This is a genomic window from Devosia albogilva (assembly GCF_042685625.1).
Taxonomy (GTDB): domain Bacteria; phylum Pseudomonadota; class Alphaproteobacteria; order Rhizobiales; family Devosiaceae; genus Devosia; species Devosia albogilva.
Window position 1 is genome coordinate 1627188 of the sequence record NZ_JBHUNP010000001.1, and the last position, 22026, is coordinate 1649213.

23 protein-coding genes are annotated in these 22026 nt (G+C 65.8%); 11 read left to right on the forward strand and 12 right to left on the reverse strand.

Annotated elements, in window-relative coordinates:
• Positions 1-17 precede the first annotated feature (17 nt).
• The gene (locus tag ACFSX5_RS08240) at positions 18-1208 is read left to right on the forward strand and encodes a GNAT family N-acetyltransferase (RefSeq protein WP_386832793.1); all 1191 of its coding nucleotides are present in this window, start codon (positions 18-20) and stop codon (positions 1206-1208) included.
• Positions 1205-2155 (forward strand): cupin-like domain-containing protein, encoded by a 951-nt coding sequence (locus ACFSX5_RS08245; RefSeq protein WP_386832794.1) that lies wholly within the window; start codon positions 1205-1207, stop codon positions 2153-2155. Before ACFSX5_RS08240 ends, ACFSX5_RS08245 begins: the two co-directional genes overlap by 4 nt.
• Positions 2156-2215: 60 nt before the next feature.
• Here ACFSX5_RS08245 and ACFSX5_RS08250 read toward each other — a convergent pair whose 3' ends face one another.
• The gene (locus ACFSX5_RS08250; RefSeq protein ID WP_386832795.1) at positions 2216-3406 is read right to left on the reverse strand and encodes a GNAT family N-acetyltransferase; all 1191 of its coding nucleotides are present in this window, start codon (positions 3404-3406) and stop codon (positions 2216-2218) included.
• A gap of 127 nt (positions 3407-3533) precedes the next feature.
• On the opposite strand from ACFSX5_RS08250, the gene ACFSX5_RS08255 reads away from it, so the two are divergent.
• The 4 genes from ACFSX5_RS08255 to rpsP all read left to right on the forward strand — a co-directional run bounded on the left by ACFSX5_RS08255 (position 3534) and on the right by rpsP (position 7766).
• Complete coding sequence (locus tag ACFSX5_RS08255; protein WP_386832796.1) at positions 3534-3971, forward strand: SAM-dependent methyltransferase; 438 nt, start codon at positions 3534-3536, stop codon at positions 3969-3971.
• Between the two features lie 65 nt (positions 3972-4036).
• The gene (locus tag ACFSX5_RS08260) at positions 4037-5467 is read left to right on the forward strand and encodes a methyl-accepting chemotaxis protein (RefSeq protein ID WP_386832797.1); all 1431 of its coding nucleotides are present in this window, start codon (positions 4037-4039) and stop codon (positions 5465-5467) included.
• Positions 5468-5788: 321 nt separating this feature from the next.
• Entirely contained in the window at positions 5789-7372 is a 1584-nt protein-coding gene (ffh, locus tag ACFSX5_RS08265) for a signal recognition particle protein (protein WP_386832798.1), read from the forward strand.
• Between the two features lie 28 nt (positions 7373-7400).
• Positions 7401-7766 (forward strand): 30S ribosomal protein S16, encoded by a 366-nt coding sequence (gene rpsP, locus ACFSX5_RS08270; RefSeq protein WP_386832799.1) that lies wholly within the window; start codon positions 7401-7403, stop codon positions 7764-7766.
• Positions 7767-8033: 267 nt separating this feature from the next.
• Here the strand turns inward: rpsP and leuB are convergent, their stop codons facing one another.
• A complete protein-coding gene (gene leuB / locus ACFSX5_RS08275; RefSeq protein WP_386832800.1) occupies positions 8034-9134 on the reverse strand; it encodes a 3-isopropylmalate dehydrogenase in 1101 nt (366 codons plus the stop codon).
• A 330-nt stretch (positions 9135-9464) separates the two neighbouring features.
• Here leuB and ACFSX5_RS08280 point away from each other — a divergent pair, with 330 nt between their 5' ends.
• Positions 9465-10418, forward strand: coding sequence for a homocysteine S-methyltransferase family protein (locus ACFSX5_RS08280; protein WP_386832801.1), 954 nt, complete (start codon positions 9465-9467; stop codon positions 10416-10418).
• 46 nt (positions 10419-10464) lie between these two features.
• On the opposite strand, the gene ACFSX5_RS08285 is transcribed toward ACFSX5_RS08280, so the two are convergent.
• Genes ACFSX5_RS08285 through leuD form a run of 4 tightly spaced genes read right to left on the reverse strand, consistent with a single transcriptional unit; the run spans position 10465 to position 12550 of the window.
• Positions 10465-11115 carry a CPBP family intramembrane glutamic endopeptidase gene (locus ACFSX5_RS08285; RefSeq protein ID WP_386832802.1) on the reverse strand — a complete coding sequence of 217 codons (651 nt, stop codon included), beginning with the start codon at positions 11113-11115 and terminating at the stop codon, positions 10465-10467.
• A 4-nt stretch (positions 11116-11119) separates the two neighbouring features.
• Positions 11120-11548 (reverse strand): GNAT family N-acetyltransferase, encoded by a 429-nt coding sequence (locus ACFSX5_RS08290; protein ID WP_386832803.1) that lies wholly within the window; start codon positions 11546-11548, stop codon positions 11120-11122.
• Entirely contained in the window at positions 11545-11934 is a 390-nt protein-coding gene (locus ACFSX5_RS08295) for a RidA family protein (RefSeq protein ID WP_386832804.1), read from the reverse strand. Before ACFSX5_RS08295 ends, ACFSX5_RS08290 begins: the two co-directional genes overlap by 4 nt.
• Before the next feature lie 10 nt (positions 11935-11944).
• The gene (gene leuD / locus ACFSX5_RS08300; protein ID WP_386832805.1) at positions 11945-12550 is read right to left on the reverse strand and encodes a 3-isopropylmalate dehydratase small subunit; all 606 of its coding nucleotides are present in this window, start codon (positions 12548-12550) and stop codon (positions 11945-11947) included.
• A gap of 155 nt (positions 12551-12705) precedes the next feature.
• Here leuD and ACFSX5_RS08305 point away from each other — a divergent pair, with 155 nt between their 5' ends.
• A complete protein-coding gene (locus ACFSX5_RS08305; RefSeq protein WP_386832806.1) occupies positions 12706-13452 on the forward strand; it encodes an SDR family NAD(P)-dependent oxidoreductase in 747 nt (248 codons plus the stop codon).
• Here ACFSX5_RS08305 and argC read toward each other — a convergent pair.
• Both argC and ACFSX5_RS08315 read right to left on the reverse strand, forming a co-directional pair.
• Positions 13449-14399, reverse strand: a complete 951-nt coding sequence (gene argC, locus ACFSX5_RS08310; protein ID WP_386832807.1) for an N-acetyl-gamma-glutamyl-phosphate reductase — start codon at positions 14397-14399, stop codon at positions 13449-13451. The genes ACFSX5_RS08305 and argC overlap by 4 nt on opposite strands.
• A gap of 48 nt (positions 14400-14447) precedes the next feature.
• Positions 14448-14924 (reverse strand): SRPBCC family protein, encoded by a 477-nt coding sequence (locus ACFSX5_RS08315; RefSeq protein WP_386832808.1) that lies wholly within the window; start codon positions 14922-14924, stop codon positions 14448-14450.
• A 118-nt stretch (positions 14925-15042) separates the two neighbouring features.
• Between ACFSX5_RS08315 and deoD the strand changes: the two genes are divergently transcribed.
• A complete protein-coding gene (gene deoD, locus ACFSX5_RS08320; RefSeq protein WP_386832809.1) occupies positions 15043-15759 on the forward strand; it encodes a purine-nucleoside phosphorylase in 717 nt (238 codons plus the stop codon).
• A gap of 12 nt (positions 15760-15771) precedes the next feature.
• Here deoD and ACFSX5_RS08325 read toward each other — a convergent pair whose 3' ends face one another.
• The 4 genes from ACFSX5_RS08325 to acnA form a co-directional block, all read right to left on the reverse strand.
• Positions 15772-16245 (reverse strand): GNAT family N-acetyltransferase, encoded by a 474-nt coding sequence (locus tag ACFSX5_RS08325; RefSeq protein ID WP_386832810.1) that lies wholly within the window; start codon positions 16243-16245, stop codon positions 15772-15774.
• Complete coding sequence (locus ACFSX5_RS08330; protein WP_386832811.1) at positions 16242-16532, reverse strand: DUF2794 domain-containing protein; 291 nt, start codon at positions 16530-16532, stop codon at positions 16242-16244. Before ACFSX5_RS08330 ends, ACFSX5_RS08325 begins: the two co-directional genes overlap by 4 nt.
• Before the next feature lie 381 nt (positions 16533-16913).
• Complete coding sequence (locus ACFSX5_RS08335) at positions 16914-17657, reverse strand: DUF1223 domain-containing protein (RefSeq protein ID WP_386832812.1); 744 nt, start codon at positions 17655-17657, stop codon at positions 16914-16916.
• 272 nt (positions 17658-17929) lie between these two features.
• Positions 17930-20602 carry an aconitate hydratase AcnA gene (gene acnA, locus ACFSX5_RS08340; RefSeq protein ID WP_386832813.1) on the reverse strand — a complete coding sequence of 891 codons (2673 nt, stop codon included), beginning with the start codon at positions 20600-20602 and terminating at the stop codon, positions 17930-17932.
• Between the two features lie 159 nt (positions 20603-20761).
• On the opposite strand from acnA, the gene ccmA reads away from it, so the two are divergent.
• Positions 20762-21373 carry a heme ABC exporter ATP-binding protein CcmA gene (gene ccmA, locus ACFSX5_RS08345; protein WP_386832814.1) on the forward strand — a complete coding sequence of 204 codons (612 nt, stop codon included), beginning with the start codon at positions 20762-20764 and terminating at the stop codon, positions 21371-21373.
• Positions 21370-22023: a heme exporter protein CcmB gene (ccmB, locus tag ACFSX5_RS08350; protein ID WP_386832815.1), complete on the forward strand. Its 654-nt coding sequence runs from the start codon at positions 21370-21372 to the stop codon at positions 22021-22023. Before ccmA ends, ccmB begins: the two co-directional genes overlap by 4 nt.
• Positions 22024-22026: the final 3 nt, after the last annotated feature.

A 22026-nucleotide genomic window follows, 5' to 3' on the forward strand; every position in this document is an offset into this window, starting at 1 on the left:
ACAGGCGAGTGGGCCAGATGCGCGGAACCATGGTGGACAGCATCGGGACAGCAGCGGAGCGGACCGAGGCAGCGGCGCGCCCGTCCATCGCGCGCCTGTCAGCGCTTTCGCGCGCCACCTGGAACCGGCTCGGCGACAACGCCGTGGAGCCGAACGCCTTTTACGACGCGCACTACTCCCTGCCGGCCTTCGAGATCACCGGGAAGCTTCAAAAACCCGGCCTGCTCCTTGCCTTTGCGGATGACGCGGCCCACGAGGTGATCGGCCTGCTTCCGGTGGTTCCGGCCTGGTCCGCCCTGCGCCTGCCGGTGCCCGCTCTGGTCGCCCAGCAACCCTACAGCCCGCTGACGGTGCCACTGCTGCACGCCGAGCGGGCCAAGGAAGCGGCCGGTCAGCTGATCGACGCTGCGCGCGCCGGCGGTGCTCGTGTCCTGTCACTGCCGACCATGACGCTTGATGGCCCGGCTTTCGCGGCCCTGTCCGCGGCAATGGCCGAGCGGGGCATCCGCCCCGTCATCCACAACCGCTATCAGCGTGCGGCATTCGACGCCGCTACCGACGCCGAGACCTATCTGCGCGAAGCGTTGGGCGGCAAGAAGCTCAAGGAGCTCCGCCGCCAGCGCAGCCGCCTGGCCGACGAAGGCTCGGTGGCCTTCACCATTGCCAGGACTCCGGAAGCGGTCGTGCCGGCGCTGGAGCGCTTCCTGGTGCTCGAGGCGCTCGGATGGAAGGGCGCGGGCGGCACCGGCCTTGGCCAGGTCGAGAGCGACGCGGCCTTCATCCGCAAGGCCGCCGCTGGCCTGAGCGCCGACGGCCGTATCGAGATCGCCGAACTCACCCTCGACGATACCGTCCTCGCTTCCGGCATTCTCATTCGCCAGCGCGATCGGGTGCTGTTCTTCAAGATCGCCTACGACGAGACCCGGTCCCGCTACTCACCAGGAGTCCAGTTGACCCTGGAACTCACGCGACACTACGCCGCCGACCCGGAGATCGCGCTGGTCGACTCCACCGCCGATGCCGGACATCCGATGATCGACCATGTCTGGCGCGAGCGCCTGACCATCGGCGACCTCCTGATCCCCACCACGCCCAACGACCCGATCAGCGCTGCCATTATCGGCCTCATGGCAGCGCGCCGCCGCGCCCGCAGTGGCGCCAAGCGGCTTCTTCATGCCGCCCGAAAACTCAAGGAGAAACGCTCGTGACTGCTCTGTTGACCGCCGACGACGCGGCTTTCGAAAACCTGTTCCCCGACCAGCCCTTCCGCATCAACCATGCTCTTGCGGGCGACCCGCGCCTGACGCTGCCGGCCATCCTGCAACTGGTGAAGGCGCTGCCGCGCGATCGCATCGAGTACAACTCCGGCAAGGCTGCGGTCAGCCAGGACCCCTCCTCCACCCCGCTGGTCGATCTCGACCCCGAAGAAGTCGTCACCCAGATCGAAACCGCCGGCGCCTGGATGGTGCTGAAGCGGGTCGAGCACCACCCGACCTACAAGGCCCTGCTCGAAGAAGTGCTGGAGTCGGTGGCCAGGGCCCGTGGTTTCCGTGACGTGAAGCGTGCCCGGTTCACCGACATCCAGGGCTTCATGTTCGTTTCGTCCCCGAACTCGACGACCCCGTTCCACCTCGACAGCGAGGACAACTTCTTCGTTCAGATCCATGGCGACAAGCAGTTCGCCATCTATGACAACACCGACCGCAGCATCGCCAGCGAGGACCAGATCGAGCACGCGATCACCAAGCACCGGAATCTGAAGTTCGAGGACGCCTATGCGTCCCGCGGCACCGTCAACGAACTCAAGCCCGGCGAAGGCGTGTTCGTGCCCTACATCTGGCCGCACTGGGTGAAGACCAAGGACAGCTACTCCATCTCGCTCGCCATCACCTGGAAGACGCCCGAGGTGAAGCGCCGCAACAATCTCTATGTCGCCAATTCCATGCTGCGCGATCGCGGCTTTCCGCAGCAGGCACCCGGCGTCAACCCGGCCTTCGACGCCGTCAAGGTCGCTGCCGTCCAGACCATGGCGCTGTTGGCCGCGCCGCTGCGCCGTAGCGAAGGACTGCGCAAGGTGATCCGCTCGTTGGTGCTGGGCAAGGACGCGAACTACTACTACCGCGACAAGGCCAAGCCGAAGCAGGTGGGGATGTAGTTCCCCACGCTCAAGAGCAGCAAGCGGGGCGGCCGGTACATCGGCCGCCCTTTCCATTTTTCAGCATTTGTGGACCAGTTGGTAGAGCGTGTGCCGCAACCGCTTCGCGGCGCTCCACAACCACGGCGTCTGCTTGATCCGCCGCTTCACCAAGGCTCTTGCGGACATGACCTGCTCGGCGAGGCGCCCGCGGGGCGTCAGCGCTATGACGCTGTGGTAGACCGGCGTCGGCTCGGTCCATTCCGTCTTGTAGCCGAAGTCCCCCAGCCCCATGTCCATCGTAACGATCCCCGCCTGGGTGAGGTCGTCCATCACCATGCCGTTGAGGATCGCCGTTAGGCTGTACTGCGCGGCGGGGCCGCTGCTGGTCGAGTTGATGTACTGCGAATAGTGATTGCCGGCCATCGTCCCCCAACAGGTGGCAACGATCTCCTCGCCGGCGATGAGCACGTGCAGACACAGGGCGGGCCGGTTCTTGCCGAATTCCTTGGCGGTCAGCTCGCGAAACAGACGGACGAAGCCGTCGTCGGCGAACACGTTCCGAACGCCCATCTCGCCGAACCGCGCGCCCCGCTGTTCCAGGAACACCCGGTGCGCCACCTCCAGCAACGCCGCATCGTTCACGCGCACCGCCCGCAGCGGCCCGTGATTCTCCTCGAGCCGCCGCATGCCGCGCTTGATGTTGCTCCGCCGCTTGGTGGTGAGGCGATGCTCGATATAGGGCACCGGCGTCGGGCCGATCGTCGCCATGTAGAAATTGGACGCGCCGGGCGCCCGTGCGAGGGACAGCACCGGATTGTCGATGCCTTGCCACTGCGCCGGCTGGTTGTAGAGGGTCACGAGGTCCGCTCCTCCCGCCGCCGAACAGATCTGGCGCAGCAGCGACGCCAGAGTGGCGCCGTCGGGGCGGAACTCGGGACGGGAAATGAGCCAGTCGCTGTTGGAGAAGTTCGTCCCCAGCATGGATGCAATCCGCACCCCCAGGTGCGACTTGATCACCAGCGGCAGCAGCGCCACGGTGCACCCATCCTGTCGGATCGCCGCGATCGCCATACCCTCGCCGGTCTCGAGTCCTGCCGTGACCAGCGCCTGCACCCAGTCGAAGCGCTGGTAGGGAGTCATCACCGCCACCGGCTCCAGCGCCCGCCATTCGGCTTCGGCGCTGGCGAGGTCGCCGAACACCTCGACCTCAAGCCCGACGGGCTTGGAGATCGATCGGCTTTCAGCGTCGCTCTGCCGTGCCAGCAGCATCATCTCTTGAGTGGCCCGTGGTCCCGAAATAGAGGCGGCAAGATACGCTGGGAAACGGCAGCATTTTCTTAATGCGCGTCGTTGCAATGCCGTTTGCGCGCGCGGTGCGCTTTGCTAGCTTTCCGGCATGGCTCTTGAGCGCATCTCCCCTCGTATCGTCGCTTGTGTCGCGGCTCTCCCGCTTCGCGCGGACATGCGGGTGCTGGAGATCGGTTGCGGTCCTGGCGTCGCGGCTCGCGCCGTTGCCCGCCAACTCACCACCGGCCGCATGGTCGCAATCGATCGTTCCGCGAAGGCCATCGCTCAGGCAATTGCCGGGTCGACAGCGGAACTGGCAAGCGGCCGGCTCGAGTTTCGCGAGGCCGCGGTGGAACACTTCGTTCTCGCGCCCGATGAGGCGCCGTTCGATCTCGCCTTCGCCATGCGCGTGGGCGCGCTCGACGGCCGGCACCCTGAACTCGAAGCGGCGGCACTGTCCCGTATCAAGGCCGCGCTTCACCCGGACGCATTGCTGCTGATCGACGACCGCCCGCCTGTTCGCGCCAGCGATATGCCTCATTTGTAGGCACGGTTAATCTCTTCTTACCGAAGCGCCCGTTACCCTGCCCTCGCTGAACGTGGAGGGGGAACATGGCAGCAATCGCAATGGTGGCGGCGGAGCCAGCCGGCGACGCGCGCGCTCTGGGGGACATCGGCGACCGTGCTGGTCGTTTGGGGGTGGAGATTGCCGGTGTGGCCGGCCTGATCTCGGACGTTTCGGCCATAAGCCGGCAGCAGGCGCTCCAGGCAGACGCCGCCAAAGCTGCTGCGGCCGAGATGAACGCCGCCGCGGCCCAGCTCGGCGACGGCATGGCCCGAACCCGTGAAACCGCTGCCGACGCTCGTCATGTTCTCGATGACAGCACCACCGCCGTGTCCGGCGTGGTCGAGCGCACCGGCACCACCATGACCCAACTGACCGAGGGTGCCCTCGGCATCCGCTCCACGCTCGAGGACATTTCCGGCACCCTGCGCGGAGTCGAGAAGGCCAGTTCCGCTATCGCCCAGATCGCGCGCGAAACCAAGCTCCTCGCTCTCAACGCTTCGGTCGAGGCCGCGCGCGCCGGCGATGCTGGCCGCGGCTTCGCGATCATCGCCAATGCCGTGAAGGGATTGGCCGACCAGATCCACGACTTCTCCGGCCAGACGGTAACGCACCTCGCCGAGCTCGGTGTCGCGCTCGGCGACCTGCGCGAACAGGCCGGCGCCAATGCCGAGGCCGCCCAGCAGGCGATGCAGGACGCCGAACTCGCCCGCAGCGCCACCGCCACGCTGTCGGCACTGGTCGAGTCCTTCGACCGGCTCGTCGCCGACATCGACGCCCTGGCCGAGCCGGTCGAGCGCTCGATCAGCGGCTTCGAGACCATGCAGGGTGAACTCTCCGCTCTTGCCGAAGGTGCCGCCACCTGCCGCCAGCATCTCGACGAGGCCGAAGCCGGCACCCAGACCATTCTCGGCATCTCCGAAGACTTCATGCTGTTCCTGGTCGAGGCCGGCGTCGAAACCGCCGACGCGCCCTTCATCGCCCTTGCCCAGAGCAAGGCCCAGGAAGTCGCTGCAATCTTCACCGAGGCGGTCAAGCGAGGCGAGATCACCCTCTCCGACCTGTTCGACACCAACTATCGCGAGGTGCCCGGCACCAATCCGCAGCAGGTCGTCACCCGCTTCACCGATTTCACCGACCGCGTGCTTCCTGCGGTCCAGGAGCCGGTGCTCGCCTTCGACCGCCGCATCGCCTTCTGTGCCACGGTCGACCGCAACGGGTACCTGCCGACCCACAACCGCATCTATTCCCAGCCGCAGGGGGACGATCCGGTCTGGAACGCCGCCCACTGCCGCAACCGGCGTATTTTCAACGATCGTACCGGTCTTTCCGCCGGCCGCTCCACCAAGCCCTTCCTGCTCCAGACCTATCGTCGCGATATGGGCGGCGGCGAATACGTGCTGATGAAGGACTGCTCCGCCCCCATCATGGTCAACAGCCGCCACTGGGGCGGGGTGCGCGTGGCATATCGAGTTTAGGAGCGCGGCAGCTTCGTAGACCTCATCCTGAGCCCGTCGAAGGACGAGGTCGCGGCCGCTGAGTTACCCACCTTGTGGTTTGACGGGGCTCACCATGAGATCCGCGAGGGCTCGCAGCCCCCCGACCTGCCTCTTTCCTTGACTCTCCGGCCCGCTTCCCCTACACGCAGCCCGTTCATCAGGCTTTGCCTCTGAGCCGCCGACCGGGGCCCGATCCCGGAGGTCAACATCCGCCAGCGCGTTGCGCCCGCGGGTGGGTTTGGTGTTTGGCCCGTTGCACCCTATCTCTGCCGGATCACCCGGCGAGACAAAGGAAACCACATGTTCGAGAGCCTTTCAGACCGGCTTGGCAAGATCTTCGATGGGCTTCGTGGCCGCGGCGCGCTGAATGCGGCGGACGTCGACGCCGCCATGCGCGAAATCCGCCGGGCGCTGATCGAGGCCGACGTTTCCCTCGAAGTGGTCCGTGCCTTTGTCGAGCAGGTGCGCGAGCGCGCCGTCGGCGCCGAGGTCACCCGTTCGGTCACTCCGGGCCAGCAGGTCGTCAAGATCGTCCATGACGAACTGGTTTCGGTACTCGGCTCCGACGCCGTCACCATCGACCTCAACGCGGCGGCTCCTGTTACCCTGCTGATGGTCGGCCTGCAGGGCTCGGGCAAAACCACCACCACCGCCAAGATCGCCAAGCGCCTCAAGGACCGGCAGAAGAAAAAGGTTCTCCTGGCCTCGCTCGACACCCGCCGCCCGGCCGCCATGGAGCAGCTGCGCGTGCTCGGCGAGCAGGTCGGCGTCGACACCCTGCCGATCGTCACCACCGAAACCCCGGTCGAGATTGCCCGCCGCGCCGAGCGCGAGGGCCGCCTCGGTGGCTACGATGTCCTCATCCTCGACACCGCAGGCCGCACCCATGTCGACGAAGAGCTCATGGCCGAGACGGCCGAGATCAAGTCGATCGCCCGGCCGCACGAAATCCTGCTCGTCGTCGACGCGCTGACCGGCCAGGACGCCATCAACGTCGCCCGCTCCTTCGACCAGCGTCTCGATGCCACCGGCATCGTCATGACCCGCGTCGACGGTGACGGCCGCGGCGGTGCTGCCCTCTCCATGCGCGCCGCCACCGGCAAGCCGATCAAGCTGATCGGCGTCGGCGAGAAGATGGATGCGCTCGAGGACTTCCACCCCTCGCGCATCGCCGACCGCATCCTCGGCATGGGCGACATCGTCTCGCTGGTCGAGAAGGCCGCCCAGAACGTTTCCGCCGAAGAGGCGGAGAAGATGGCGAAGAAGCTCAAGAAGGGCTCCTTCGACTTCGAGGACCTGCGTGCCCAACTGCTGCAGATGAAGAGGATGGGCGGCATGAACGGCCTTATGGGCCTGCTGCCCGGTGCCGGCCAGCTCAAGAAGGCCATGGCCGGGGCGAATGTCGACGAGAAGGTCTTCGACCGCCAGATCGCCATCATCAACTCGATGACCAAAAAGGAGCGGGCCAATCCGGACCTGCTCAACGCCTCCCGCCGCAAGCGCATCGCTGCCGGTGCCGGCGTCGAGGTCAGCGAGATCAACAAGCTGGCCAAGCAGCACCGCCAGATGGCGGACATGATGAAGAAGGTGTCGAAGGGCGGCATGGGTTCGCTCGCCGGCATGTTCGGCGGCAAGATGGGCGGCATGCTCGGTGGCATGCCCGACCTCGGTCGCATGGATCCCAAGCAGCTGGAGCAGATGGCCCGCCAGGCCGGCATCAACCCCGACCAGCTCAAGAACCTGCCATCGGCCGACCTGCCGATCGCCGACAAGCTGCCGACCGATGTCGGTTCGCTCCTTAAGTCCTCCGGTGGCCCGGCTCTGCCGGGGATCGGCGGCGCTCCCCGTTTCCCTGGCCTGCCTGGCTTGGGCAAGAAAAAGTAACCCCCCAACACACCTCAGGAAGACTCAAATGGCCCTCAAGCTCCGTCTCGCCCGCGCCGGCACCAAGAAGCGCCCGTTCTACCATATCGTCGTTGCCGACGCCCGTTCGCCCCGCGACGGCCGTTTCATCGAGAAGCTCGGCACCTACAACCCGCTGCTGAACAAGGACGCCGAGAACCGCGTCGTGCTGAACACCGAGCGCGCCCAGCACTGGGTGTCGGTCGGCGCCGTTCCCACCGACCGCGTCCTCCGCTTCCTCGACGCCGCCGGCGTTGCCAAGCGCGACCCGCGCAACAACCCCAACAAGGGTGTCCCGGGCGACAAGGCCAAGGAACGCGCTGAAGAACGCGCCGCCCGCGCCGCCGCCCCGGCCGAAGAAGCCGCTGCCGAGTAAGCCCGGCCGGTTCTGGAATGGAAAAGCCCCGGTGGAGACACCGGGGCTTTTTGTTGGTCGCTTGCAGCATGCGTGTGGATCACGCTCGGGCCCGCGGGTCCCTCTCACAGCGTCATCCCCGCGAAGGCGGAGATCCACTCTTCCGCTTGAACGAATGGAAAGAGTGGATTCCCGCCTTCGCGGGAATGACGTAGCGGATGCAATCGTCAGCCTCGGGAGGCACTACCGTCCCGGAACTGGCGCACTCCGGTAGACCTGCGCGAAACCCTACGCCTTCAGCTTCGCCAAAATCGCCGCGCCCATCTCTTCCGTCCCGACCGTCTTGCGGTTGTCCTGGGCAATGTCGCCGGTCCGCAGCCCGTCACTGAGCACGGCCGAAATCGCATTCTCCACCCGGGTGGCCAGCTCGACCATCCCGAATGAATAGCGCAACGCCATCGCCACCGAGGCAATCATAGCGATCGGATTGGCGATGCCCTTGCCGGCAATGTCCGGCGCCGAACCGTGCACCGGCTCGTAAAACGCCTTGCGCTTGCCGGTGGCGGGATCGGGTGCCCCGAGCGAAGCCGAGGGCAGCATGCCGAGCGAACCGGTCAGCATCGCCGCCACGTCCGAGAGGATGTCGCCGAACAGATTGTCGGTGACCATCACGTCAAACTGCTTGGGCGTGCGGACCAGCTGCATCGCGGCGTTGTCGGCAAGGATGTGGTGCAGTTCGACGTCCGGATAGTCCTTGGCGACGCCCTTGACCACTTCGTCCCAGAGCACGCCGGACTTCATCACGTTCTTCTTGTCGGCCGAGTGCACCTTGCCCGAACGCGTCCGCGCCAGGTCGAAGGCGACGCGGGCGATGCGGTCGATCTCGTAGGTCTCGTAGACCTGGGTATCGACCGCCCGCTTCTGCCCGTCGCCGAGATCGGTGATCTCCTTGGGTTCGCCGAAATAGACGCCGCCGGTCAGCTCGCGCACGATCAGGATGTCGAGGCCTTCCACCAGCTCCTTCTTGAGCGAGGAGGCTTCGGCCAGCGCCGGATAGCAGATGGCGGGACGAAGATTGGCGAACACCGCCAGCTCCTTGCGCAGGCGTAGCAGTGCAGCCTCGGGCCGGTGCTCGTAGGGTACATTGTCCCACTTCGGCCCGCCCACGGCGCCGAAGATCACTGCGTCGGCCGCCTTGGCCTTGGCGACGTCTTCCTCGGTGATCGCCACCTGGTGCCGGTCATAGGCCGCACCGCCCGCAAGGCCACGGTCGAGCGAGAAATCGGTCAGCCCCTCGCTGTTGGTCCAGCCGATGAGCTTTTCCACCTCGGCCATGATCTCGGTGCCGATCCCGTCGCCGGGGATGAGGAAGAGGGAATGGGTGGCCATGATGGGAAAAGCTCCTGCCGTACTGGTGGGTACACCTGGCGGGCACATAGCGGCTTTTGGCGCGCCCATGCAAGCGCGACATGCATGAAGCCAACGAACAGAAAAAACGCAGCTCCGAAATTGCTGTTTCACAGCAGTTTAGAAGCAGACTCTACAAACACCCCATCAGTCGATCTGAGGTAAGCCTCTGACATACAAGAGAATCCGCAACTACTTGTCTGCCACCTCTGCAAACCCACCGAAATGAGTGGGGCTCATCACTCCGCGCCCGCCTTATGCCCATGACGGCAATACTGCTCCGGCAGTTGCCAGATTTATGGAGATGTACCGATGATGCATACACAGCGGCGCCTGCCGCAGCAGGAAGGCCAGATGTTCATTACCGACGGCGGCGTCGAGACACACCTGATCTTCAACGAAGGCGAGGACGTACAGCATTTTGCGGTGTTTACGCTGAACGACAGCGAGCCGGGTCGCGCCCGGATGGCCGAGTACTACCGGCGCTACATTCCGATCGCCAAGGCGAGCGGCCAGGGCTTCCTGTTCGATACCAACACCTGGCGCGCCAATCCGGACTGGGGCGCGCTGGTCGGCTATGACGCCGATGGGCTCGACCGAGTGAATCGCGGCGCCATCGCCTTCTGCCGCGACATGGCCCGCGAATTCGAGGTCGTCGGGGTGCCAACCGTCGTCAGCGGCGCCATCGGACCGCGGCGCGATGCCTGGCAGTACGACGGTGTCATGACCATCGGCGAGGCCGAGGCCTACCACCGGCCGCAGATTCTCAGCTTCGCCGCTGCCGGTGCCGATCTGGTGACGGCTTACACTCTCACCAATACGCCCGAGGCGATCGGTATCGCCAACGTGGCAGCGGGGGCCGGCATTCCCGTGGTTCTGTCCTTCACGCTGGAGACCGATGGCAACCTGCCGGGGGGCAAGCCGCTGGCCCAGGCCATCACCGAAGTGGACGCTGCTACCGGCAACTACCCGGCCTATTTCATGATCAACTGCGCCCACCCTATCCACTTCGCTTCCACCATCCGGCACGGGGGCACGTGGCTGGACCGGATCGGCGGACTACGGGTCAACGCTTCGATGAAGAGCCACGCCGAGCTCGATGAGAGCGATACGCTTGACATCGGGGACTGGCACGACCTGGCACAGCGCTACAGCCAACTGCTGCCGCTGCTCCCCAATGTGCGGGTGATCGGCGGCTGTTGCGGCACCGATCATCGCCATATCGGCGCCATCTCGCAGCACTGCTTCGCCAGCGTCGCCGCCTAAGCGTCGAACAGCGTGGCCGCACCACTTCGGTGGGCGGCCGCCGCCCTCAATGGTAGGGCGACACGAAACCGTTCTGGTTGAACAGCACCCAGAAGGTGATGGTGTTGGTCAGCGCATGGGCGATGGCGAGGTAGAACACCGAGCCGGTGCGCCAGGCGATCCAGCTCCAGAACAAGCCCAGCGCCGCCGCTCCGCCCACCAACCCGATCCAGCCGTGGTCGAAGACCATACCCTGGCTCAGCGCCAGCGGCACGTGCCACAGCGTGAACAGCGCCCAGCCCATCCAGAAACCGAGCCGCGGCCGGTCGGCAAAGCGCCGGAGGAAACCGCCGCGCCAGGCGATCTCCTCCAGCGGCCCGTTGATCACTCCCACCACGGCCGCCAGCATCGCCCCCTGCGTGGTCAGAATAGCGGTATGCGGTACCAGCGCCACCGCCGCCACCAGCGTCACCTGCCCCAGCAGCAACACCGGCACGAACCAGTCGCGCCAACGCAGCCGTTCCGAAAACAACCGCTCATCTCGGAGCGGCCGCACATGCCACCAGATCACCGGCAGGCAGAACCCCAGCCAGTAGATCGCCAGCACCAGCAGATAGCCGAGTTGCACATTCCAGCCCGTCAGCACCGGCACAAGGAAAAACAGCGCCCCGATCAGGAGCGCTGCGTGCAAGACGAGACCGAGCTGCGGGCGGGACATGCCGTCAGCGCAAACGCTTCTGGAAGAAGATGCGTCGCGAGCCCACCGGGTGGTCCTCGATGGTGCCGAACTCGCTGAAGCCGAGCTTGCGATAGAACTCCGGCGCCTGGAACGCAAAGGTGTCGAGCCACATGCCGGCAAGTCCTTGCCCGCGCGCCCACGCCTCTGCCTCAGCCATCAGTTTTTCGCCGAGCCCCTGACCGCGCAGCTCCTGGGCCACCGAGATGAACTGCACGAACATCCAGTCGTAGAGGATGTACCCCGTCAGGCCGCCAACGATCTCGCCGGCCTCGTCCCTGAGCAGGAAGCCATAGTCACGGTAGTTGCCGCCCGGATGCTGCTGTTCCGCCGCCGCACCGAGAATGCCGACCACCGCCTCGATATGTTCCGGGGCCGGCTCGTCGATGAACTCGATGCGCGGCGGCGCACTCACGAGGTCGCCGCTCCGATCCGCGCCGTCACCTCGATCTCGATCTTCATGCCTGCTTCGATCATCGAGACGATCAGCATCGATGCCGCCGGGCGGATGTCCTTGAACACCGGGCCCACCGCCGCGACCACCTCGTCGACATAGGAGCGGTCGCCCACATAGTAGACCACCCGCACCGTGTCGGCGATCGACGACCCCGCCTCGCGCAGGGCCTTGTCGATGGTGTTGAGCGCGTTCCGCGCCTGCTCGCCGACGCTCTCCGGCATGGTCATCGTGGCATAGTCATAGCCGGTGGTGCCGGAGACATAGACCGTGTCCTCGTGCCGCACGGCACGGGAATAGCCGAAGGTCGCTTCGAATGGCGATCCGGTGGAAACGCGCTGCACCATGATCCGCCCCTTACAGCCAGGGCCGCTCGGCGGCGATCTTGCTCTCGAAGCTCGAGATCGCCGGGTCAGCCTTCAGCGTACCGGCAATGTCGTCGAGCCCCTCGAGCAGGATCTGCTTGCGGGTCGGGTCGATGTCGAAATGGAGCGTGCCGCCGTCCGGACCCTTGATGGTCTGGGCCTCGAGGTCGACCGTCAGCGTCGCATTGGCGCCGCGCTCGGCATCGTCCAGCAAGAGCTTGAGCTGCTCGGGGCTGACCACCAGCGGCAGGATGCCGTTCTTGAAGCAGTTGTTGTAGAAGATGTCCGCAAAGCTGGTGGAAATCACGCAGCGGATGCCGAAGTCCAGCAGCGCCCACGGCGCATGCTCGCGCGACGAGCCACAGCCGAAATTGTCGCCGGCAATGATGATCTGCGCGTTCCGGTAAGCCGGCTTGTTGAGCACGAAATCGGGGTTCTCCGAGCCGTCCTCGTTGTAGCGCATCTCGCTGAACAGCGCCGTGCCGAGGCCGGTCCGCTTGATCGTCTTCAGATACTGCTTGGGAATGATCATGTCGGTGTCGATATTGATGATCGGCATGGGCGCCGCGACACCGGTCAGAGTGGTGAACTTTTCCATTTTCGCCTGGAAACCTCGCTGTTGCCGAGGTGATGCGGCAAAACCGGCCTTTGGGTCAAGTCACGGGCGGGCGAAACCGTTCGGCAGCAGTACCGGTGGTGGTGGACAGATGCGCCTCCTGCATGGCCTTCTGGTGCTCGAGGAGAACAAACAGCATGAATCGCATCGATCTCGAGGGAAGGGTCGCCGTCGTCACCGGAGGCGCTCAGGGCATCGGCTTCGCCGTGGCACAACGGTTGCGCGCCTCCGGAGCCACCCTGTGCCTGTGGGACATGAACACCGCCGCCCTGGAATCCGCCGGCGCCGAACTCGGCAGCGGCACCACCAGCATCACTGTCGACATCACCAACTACGAGGCTGTCGAGGCCGCCGTAAGCGATACCGAGCAGCGCCTCGGTCGTATCGACATTCTCGTCCATTCCGCCGGCATCGCCGGACGTAACGCCCCGCTCGACGAATACGATCTCGCCGAGTGGCACCGCGTCATCGACGTCGACCTCCACGGCGCCTTCTATGTCAACCGCGCGGTCCTGCCGGGCATGAAGGCGCGCAACTACGGCCGCATCGTCAACATCGCTTCGATCGCCGGCAAGGAGGGAAATCCCAACGCCTCCGCCTATGCCGCCGCCAAGGCCGGCGTGATCGGCATGACCAAGGCCGTCGGCAAGGAATGCGCCGGCTTCGACATCGCCATCAACGCCGTCACCCCGGCCACCGCGAAGACGCGCATCCTCGACGAGCTCAAGCCCGAGTTCATCGACTACATGCTGAGCCGCATTCCGCGGGGGCGCTTCCTGGAGGTCGAGGAGGCCGCGAGCATGATCGCTTGGCTGGTCAGCCAGGAGAACAGCTTCACCACCGCTTCGGTGTTCGACCTCTCTGGAGGCCGTGCGACCTACTAGGCCGCCAAGCTCTCCCGCGCCCCGACGCCGAGCATCAGGTTGAGGTTCTGCACCGCCGCGCCCGAAGCGCCCTTGCCGAGGTTGTCGTAGACCGCCGCGATCACCGCCTGCTGGCGCTCGTCATTGCTGAACACGTGCAGGGTCAAGGTGTTGGTGCCGTTGTGGACCTGCGGATCAAGCGTCGCCGTCTTTGCGGTGGCAGAGTCGAACGGCGCCACCCGGACGAAGCTGTCCGGGATCGCCGCATAGTGGTCGGCCAGCGCCGCATGGAGATCCCGACCGCTCGGAATCTCCGCCATGAGGTCGAGATGGAGCGGCACCGAAGTGGCCATGCCTTGCGCGAAATTGCCCACTACCGGCTCGAACAGTGGGGTGCGGTTGAGCTTGGCATAGAGCGCCATCTCCGGCAGGTGCTTGTGCACGAAGGTCAGGGCATAGGGCATGTACTGGCTGGGCGTCGCAGCGCCCTCATATTCGGCGATCATCTGCTTGCCGCCGCCCGAATAGCCCGAGATTCCGTGGTAGCTGATCGGATAGTCCCCGGGAACCAGCCGGGCTTCCACCAGCGGACGCAGTGCGGCGATCAGCCCCTGTGGCCAGCAACCGGGATTGGCGACGAACCGCGCCTGGGCAATGGCGTCGGTCTGGTCCTTGCTCATTTCGGCGAAGCCATAGGTCCAGCTCGGGTCGACCCGGAACGCCGTCGAGGCGTCGATCACCCGCGTGGTGTCGTTCTCGATCAGGCTGACGCTCTCGCGCGCCGCGTCATCGGGCAGGCAGAGAATGGCGATGTCGGCCGCATTCAGCAGCCGCTTGCGCTCGTCGAGATCCTTGCGCTTGTCGGCATCGATCGAGATCACCTCGAGATCGCGCCGCCCCGCCAGGCGCTCGCGAATCTGCAGGCCCGTGGTTCCGGCTTCCCCGTCGATGAAGATCTTCGCGACCATGCCCTGCTCCTTGCTGTTCCGGCTAGATGGCTCCCGTTTCGTCTGCCGTCAAGCGGCGGGGCCTTCCGCCCGCAACACCGCGTCGACGGCACTCAGCATCGCCATCCAGGCCCGCTCGGTCCGCTCACGGTAGTCGGCCCATTCCGCGCCCATCGGATTGTAGAGCGTCACCACCGATCCCGATCCCTCCGGTTCGGGCTCGATGATCACCGTCACCACGGACGGGTCGTCCTCCCCCGCAGGATCGACGATCCAGGTGAATTCCACCAGGTTCGGTCGTTCGAGCCGCCGGTAGCTGCCCCAGCTGCGCGCATCGACACCATCCTCGCCTCGACCGACGAACTGGAAGCGCCCACCCACCACCGGGTTGATCTCGCTGGTGATGATGGTTCCCGGGCTGCCGGTCTGCGCCATCCAGCCCTGCTGCCATAGCCGCGCCTTGTCCGGGTCGAGCAGCGCGTCATAGACGCGCTCGGGACTGGCGGCGAAGCGGTGGGTCACCTTGACTTCGATGGTATCCGTCACGGGCAGGCTCCTTCCGTGCATCAAGTTCCCGGCAGGGCCAAACGTTCCCGGCCAGGCGTTGTCATCCTGGGCTGCCGGTGGCAAGGATGGCGCCAGACCGCATGTAAGGGAGCCGCCTATGTCCACGCCGCACAACCACGCCAAACCGGGTGACTATGCCGAGGCCGTGCTGCTGCCGGGCGATCCCCTGCGCGCCAAGTGGATTGCCGAAAACTTCTTCGAAGCGCCCCGCCAGGTCAATTCGGTCCGCAACTGCCTCGGTTTCACCGGCACCTGGAAGGGCAAGCCGGTTTCCGTGCAGGCCACCGGCATGGGCCAGCCCTCGCTCGGCATCTATGTGCACGAGCTGATCAACGTCTATGGGAGCAAGACCCTGATCCGGGTGGGCACCTGCGGCGGCCTCAACGCCAAGGTGAAGGTGCGCGATCTCGTCCTCGCCCAGGCCGCCACCACCGACAGCGGCATCGTCAAGGACCGGTTCGGCCCCTACAACTTCGCGCCAATCGCCGATTTCGGCCTGCTGCGCGCTGCGGCCGACAAGGCGGAGGCCCGTGGCTTCCGCTACCATGCGGGCAACATGCTCTCCTCCGACATCTTCTACCATCGCGAGCCGGGTCTCGAAGGCTATGGCGCGCTGCTCGATCACGGCGTGATCGGCGTCGAGATGGAGGCGGCCGCCCTCTACATGCTGGCCGCCCGCTTCGGAGTGAAGGCACTGACCGTGTGCACCATGACCGACTGCCTGATCACCCACCAGGAGATCAGCGCCGACGAGCGGCAGAGCTCGCTAAGGGAGATGGTGGAACTGGCGCTCGACGTCGCCGTGGGCGCCTGAGCCGCAGGGGGCTCAGCGGCCGCTCAACACCTTGCGCATCGGATAGGCCGAGATGAACCGCCCCTGGGCCGCCGGCCCAACATCGCTCCAACCCAGTGCCTTGTAGAAATCATGGGCCGTGGCGGTGCTCTTGAGCCGCGCCACGGCGACGCCTCGGTTTCTGAGAACATCCTCGAGCCCCAGCATCAGCGCCCGGCTCACGCCCATGCGCCGGTGTTGCGGGTCGACATAGTTGAGCCCGATCGTATCCCCCTGAATCGCGCCGACCGCCAGTACCACGCTATCACGCTCGGCGACATAGAACTCGCTGTCAGCTAGCGCCATCATCGCCAGCACGCCGGCTTCGCTCTTGTTGGCGGTCCAGGCCGCTATCGCCGACGGATCATCGTGGTGATCGGCCGAGCAGAGTTCGGTGATGGAGGCGATCAGTATCCGGCTCATCTCCGGCGCATCCGCCTCGCTGGCGCGGCGGACGACGATCTTCACCCGATCACCACCAGTTGCGGGTCGAGCACGCGCAGCACCTGCCCGAGATCGTGGCCGCGCTTGAGGATGCGACCCTGCTGGTTGGTCACCGAGTACTGGCCCTGCCGGTTCCTGAGCTTGGGCTGTTTCTCGATCAGGAACAGCGGCCGCTCCGACCCGCGCGCATAGACCGAGAACACCGCCCGCTCGCGCAAAAAATCCATGGCATAGTCGCGCCACTCGCCCTGGCTCACCTTGCGCCCATAAACCGAAAGGATCAGCGCCAGTTCGCGGCGATCGAATGCCACGACGGTAGCCGCACGGGCATGCGAGGGCACTTGCGGTGACGGCTCGGCCGAATGCACGAGGCTCAGCGAAGTGTTTGGCTGGTGTGGGCGGATCGGCACTGGTCCGATGCTCTCCTTGTCAACGCGCCGTCATGATCGCGGCATTCCGGGGCGGGTGCAAGCGCAATGCGCCGTTCAGGGCGACAACGCAAAAACCCGATTTCGGTCACATTTTGTCCCTCACTGCGCCCGAAACACAGGTCAGGTTACAACCATTGCCTCCAGTGGCCGGCACCGGGGCCGACCGAGCCCCCAACATGACGCCCCGGTGCCGTCCGCCCAAGTTGACCAGTCAGTCCCCTGCTCCCGTTTCCCCCGGAACGGGAGCTTCTTTTTGAGCAATCAGGGTTCGTAGGCGGCAGCGCCGAGGATCGGCCCCGGCAGGCTCGAATGTTCCTGCTGCACCAGGATGGCGATGCCATCCTCGCCGTTGTCCAGCAGTTCCGCCAGCGGCAGCTTGTGCTCCGCCCCGGTCGCGGCCTCCCACATGCCGAGTAGCTGCCGCTCCGCCACCACCTGGGTATAAACCATCGACTTGCCGGCATTCTCGCCGCTGTCGATGCTCACTTCCGCACGGTCGCGATAGGTCACCAGCCAAACCATGGCGTCTTCCAGCGCCGGATCGGGCGGGATGGTCACCTTCAGCATGTTGCCGTCACCCACCAGCGCCAGGTCCATCGCCAGCGGCAGGTTGGCGCCGTCGACCGCCCCATGCACCTCGTTGCGGCGCGATCCGACCACGCCCTTGGCGCCGTTGATCACCATCTGCGGCGTGAAGATGCGCGACGAGTTCCAGCTCTTGGCATAGGCGCGCTGCCGGTCGGAGAATTCCGGGCTGCCGAAAGTGTCGGTCCAGCCCACATAGTCCCAGTAGTCCACATGGTAGGCGAGCGCCACCACGTCGTCCTCTTCGGCCAGGGCGGTCAGCAGCGCATCGGCCGGCGGGCACTGCGCGCAGCCCTGGCTGGTGAACAGTTCCACCACCGCCTTGGGACGCACGCGCAATTCCTCTGCCGCTGACGGCAGGCACAGGGCCAGAACGGCCGTAGCCGCCAGCGCGGCCGTAAGGGGAAGTCTCGAAGTCATGGGCACGGTTGTAAGCCTGCCCCAACCCGCGCTGCTAGTCAAAAGCGGGTGACACGATGGCACGGACGCAGAGGGCGGGCTTCTTGCCCTTGCATTCCCCCATCTCCTTCCCAACGTCATCCCCGCGAAGGCGGGGATCCACCCTTCCCCCGAGAGATCGCCGAAGTGGATTCCCGCCTTCGCGGGAACGACGCCATGGCCGTACTGCTGCCCTTCAAACGAAAATGGCGGCCCCGAAGGACCGCCATTTGACGTTGGAAAGTAAGCGCTGCTTACGCGGCAACGAGGCTGCGCAGCACGTAGTGCAGGATGCCGCCATTCTTGAAGTAGTCGAGCTCGTTGGCGGTATCGATCCGGCAGCGGGTCTCGATGGTAATCGAGGAGCCGTCCGCACGGGTAATCTTCACCGGCACGATGGCGCGCGGCGTGATGGTCTCGACCCCGACGATGTCGATCGTTTCCGAGCCGTCGAGTCCCAGCGTCTGCCAGCTCTCGCCCTCCTTGAACTGCAGCGGGATAACGCCCATGCCGACCAGGTTCGAGCGGTGGATGCGCTCGAAGCTCTGGGCGATCACCGCCTTGACGCCGAGGAGGTTGGTGCCCTTGGCCGCCCAGTCCCGCGACGAGCCGGTGCCGTATTCCTTGCCGGCGAAGATGACGAGCGGCGTACCCTGCCCCTGATAGGCCATCGCGGCGTCGTAGATCGGCATCTGCGAGCCGTCCGGACCCTTGGTGAACCCGCCTTCGACCCCCGGCAGCATCTGGTTCTTGATGCGGATATTGGCGAAGGTGCCGCGCATCATCACTTCGTGGTTGCCGCGGCGCGCGCCATAGGAGTTGAAGTCCTTCGGTGCCACCTGGCGTTCGATGAGGTACTGGCCGGCCGGGGTGTTCGGCTTGAACGAGCCGGCCGGCGAGATGTGGTCGGTGGTGATCGAGTCGAGGAACAGCGCCAAAACGCGCGCACCGTTGATGTCGGTGACGGGCTTGGGCTCCATCGTCAGGTCCTCGAAATAGGGCGGGTTCTGCACATAGGTGGAGCTGGAGCTCCAGCCATAGGTCTCGCCGCCCTCGATCTGGATCGCCTGCCAGTTCTCGTCGCCCTTGAACACGTCCGAGTAGCGCTTGCGGAACATTTCGGCGGTCACGTACTCGCGCACGATCTCGGCGATCTCGTGGTTGGTCGGCCAGACGTCCTTGAGATAGACCGGCTGCCCGTTGGAGCCGATGCCGAGCGGCTCGGTGGTGATGTCGATCTTCATCGAGCCGGCCAGCGCATAGGCCACCACCAGCGGCGGCGAAGCGAGGAAGTTCGCCTTGACGTCCGGGTTCACGCGGCCTTCGAAGTTGCGGTTGCCCGACAGCACCGAGGCGGCGACCAGGTCACCGGCCTGCACGGCCTTCGAAATCGGCGCCGGCAGCGGGCCGGAATTGCCGATGCAGGTGGTGCAGCCATAGCCGACGAGGTTGAAGCCGATGGCGTCGAGATCGTCCTGCAGGCCGGCGGCGGTGAGGTAGTCGGTCACCACCTGCGAGCCCGGTGCCAGCGAGGTCTTCACCCACGGCTTGGAGTTGAGGCCCAGCGCCCGTGCCTTCCGGGCGACGAGGCCCGCGGCGACCAGCACCGACGGGTTCGACGTATTGGTGCACGAGGTGATGGCGGCGATCACCACGTCGCCATGGCCGATTTCGTAGTCCTCGCCCTCGACGGCAATCTTCGGGTCGTCGGTCTTGCCGAATTCCTTCGGCAGCGCCTCGGCGAACTTCGATTTGGCTTGGGCCAGGACGATCCGGTCCTGCGGGCGCTTCGGGCCCGAGATCGACGGCACCACGGTCGAGAGATCGAGTTCGAGCGTATCGGTGAACACCGGGTCCGGCGAGCTCGTCTCGCGGAACATGCCCTGCGCCTTGGAATAGGCTTCCACCAGCGCCACCCGCTCCGGATCGCGGCCGGTGGTGGCGAGGTATTTCAGCGTATCGGCATCGACCGGGAAGTAGCCGCAGGTGGCGCCGTATTCCGGCGCCATGTTGCCGATGGTCGCCTGGTCCTCGAGGCTCAGATAGTCGAGGCCGGGGCCGTAGAATTCAACGAACTTGCCGACCACGCCCTTCTTGCGCAGCATCTCGGTGACCGTCAGCACCAGGTCGGTGGCGGTGATGCCCTCGTTGATCTTGCCGGTCAGCTTGAAGCCGACGACTTCGGGGATCAGCATGGTGATCGGCTGGCCCAGCATCGCCGCCTCGGCCTCGATGCCGCCCACGCCCCAGCCCAGCACGGCCATGCCGTTGACCATGGTGGTGTGGGAGTCAGTGCCCACCAGCGTGTCGGGATAGGCGACGGTCTCGCCGTTCTCGTCCTTGGTCCACACCGTCTGCGCCAGGTATTCGAGGTTCACCTGGTGGCAGATGCCGGTGCCCGGCGGCACCACGCGGAAATTGTCGAACGCCGACTGGCCCCAGCGCAGGAACTCGTAGCGCTCGCCATTGCGCTCATATTCGAGCTCGACATTCTGCTGGAAGGCCAGCGCATTGCCGAACGAGTCCACCATCACCGAGTGGTCGATGACGAGGTCGACCGGCACCAGCGGGTTGATCTTCTGGGGGTTCGCACCGAGCTTGGCGGTCGCATCGCGCATGGCGGCGAGGTCGACCACCGCCGGCACGCCGGTGAAGTCCTGCATCAGGACGCGCGCCGGGCGGTAGGAGATCTCGTGCTCGGAGGTCCGGGTCTTGAGCCATTCGGCCACGGCAAGGATATCGGCCTTGGTGACCGTGCGGTTGTCCTCGAAGCGTAGCAGGTTCTCGAGCACGACCTTCATCGAGTGCGGCAGCTTCGACACCCCCTCGAGCCCGTTCTTCTCGGCCTCGGCGATGGAATAATAGGTGTAGGTCTTGCCGCCGACGGTGAGCGTCGACTTGGCATTGAAGCTGTTTACTGAGGTCACGGTGCTCCGCCCTTTTTTCTGTGGGCGGCGCCGGGGATCGTGCGGCCCGAAAGCCGCTGCTGGCGCCGCCTATCCTGGAATGAGTCCAATCTAGACGGCTTATAGTGAAACAAGATTGGTCTTGCCAGTCTCGCCACAGCTTCAATACGAGAAGGGGTCATGACCCAAGGGCAAGTCCGGCCATATCTGCGCACCACGGCGCTCGCCTGCGGGCGCGGCGGCATGCCCCTCGTCGTGGGGCTCGATCTCACCGTCGGATCCGGCCGCTGCCTCGTACTCCGGGGTCCCAACGGCGCCGGCAAGTCCACCCTGCTCCTGACCCTCGCCGGCCTCGTCGCCCCGCTCGCCGGCACGGTCGAGATCGAGGCCGAAGACGGCGTCCACCTCCTCAGCCACCGCAATGCCGTCAAGCCGCGGCTGACGGTGCGCGAAAACCTCGACTTCTGGGCCGGCGTCAACGGTCCGACCGGCATCGAATCCTCCGCCGCCCTCGAGCGGGTCGGGCTCGGCGCGATCACCCATCTCGATGCGGGCTATCTCTCCGCCGGCCAGACCCGCCGGCTCGCCCTTGCCCGTCTGCTGGTCACACGCCGTCCGGTCTGGCTCCTGGACGAACCCACCGCCGCCCTCGACGCCGAAGGTCACGCGCTGGTCGCCGCCCTGATCGGCGAACACCTCGCCGGCGGCGGCCTCGCGGTTGCCGCCACCCACGATCCGCTCGCCCTCGACCCCGCCACGGTCGACCACCTGACCATCGAGCCGGCTCGATGAGCGCCTTCCTCGCCCTTCTTCGTCACGAACTCCGCCAGGTCGGGCGTGGCGGCGGCGACGTGCTGACGCTGGTTTTGTTCTTCGTCATCACCGGCGCCATCGTTCCCTTCGCCGTCGGCCCCGACCAGGAACTCCTCGCCCGTATCGCCCCCGGCATCGTCTGGATCGCCGCTTTCCTCGCCATGCTGCTCGGCCTCGACCGGCTGTTCCGCCCTGACCACGAGGACGGCACCCTGGCCCTGCTCCGCCTCTCCGGCCTGCCCATGTCGGCCGTGGTTGCCGCCAAGATGCTGGTCCACTGGCTGGTCGCCGCCCTGCCGCTGCTCGTTGCCTCGCCCTTCGTCGCCGTGCTGCTGGCCATGGATGGCTCCATGATGGTCGGCACCATGCTGTCGCTGCTGCTTGGCACCCCGGCTCTGGCCGCCTTCGGCGCCGTCGGTGCCGCTGTCACGGTCGGCCTCAGGCGCGGCGGATTGGTCGCGCCCATCCTGGTTGCGCCCCTGTCGGTTCCCGTGCTCATCTTCGGCGCCGGCAGCATCGGCGGCCAGCAGGCCGGCTCCGCCCTGCTGCTGCTTGCGGCATTGAGCCTCACGTCTGTGGCATTCGCTCCCTTTGCCGCGGCGCTTGCGATAAGTTCGGCGGAGGACTAGAGC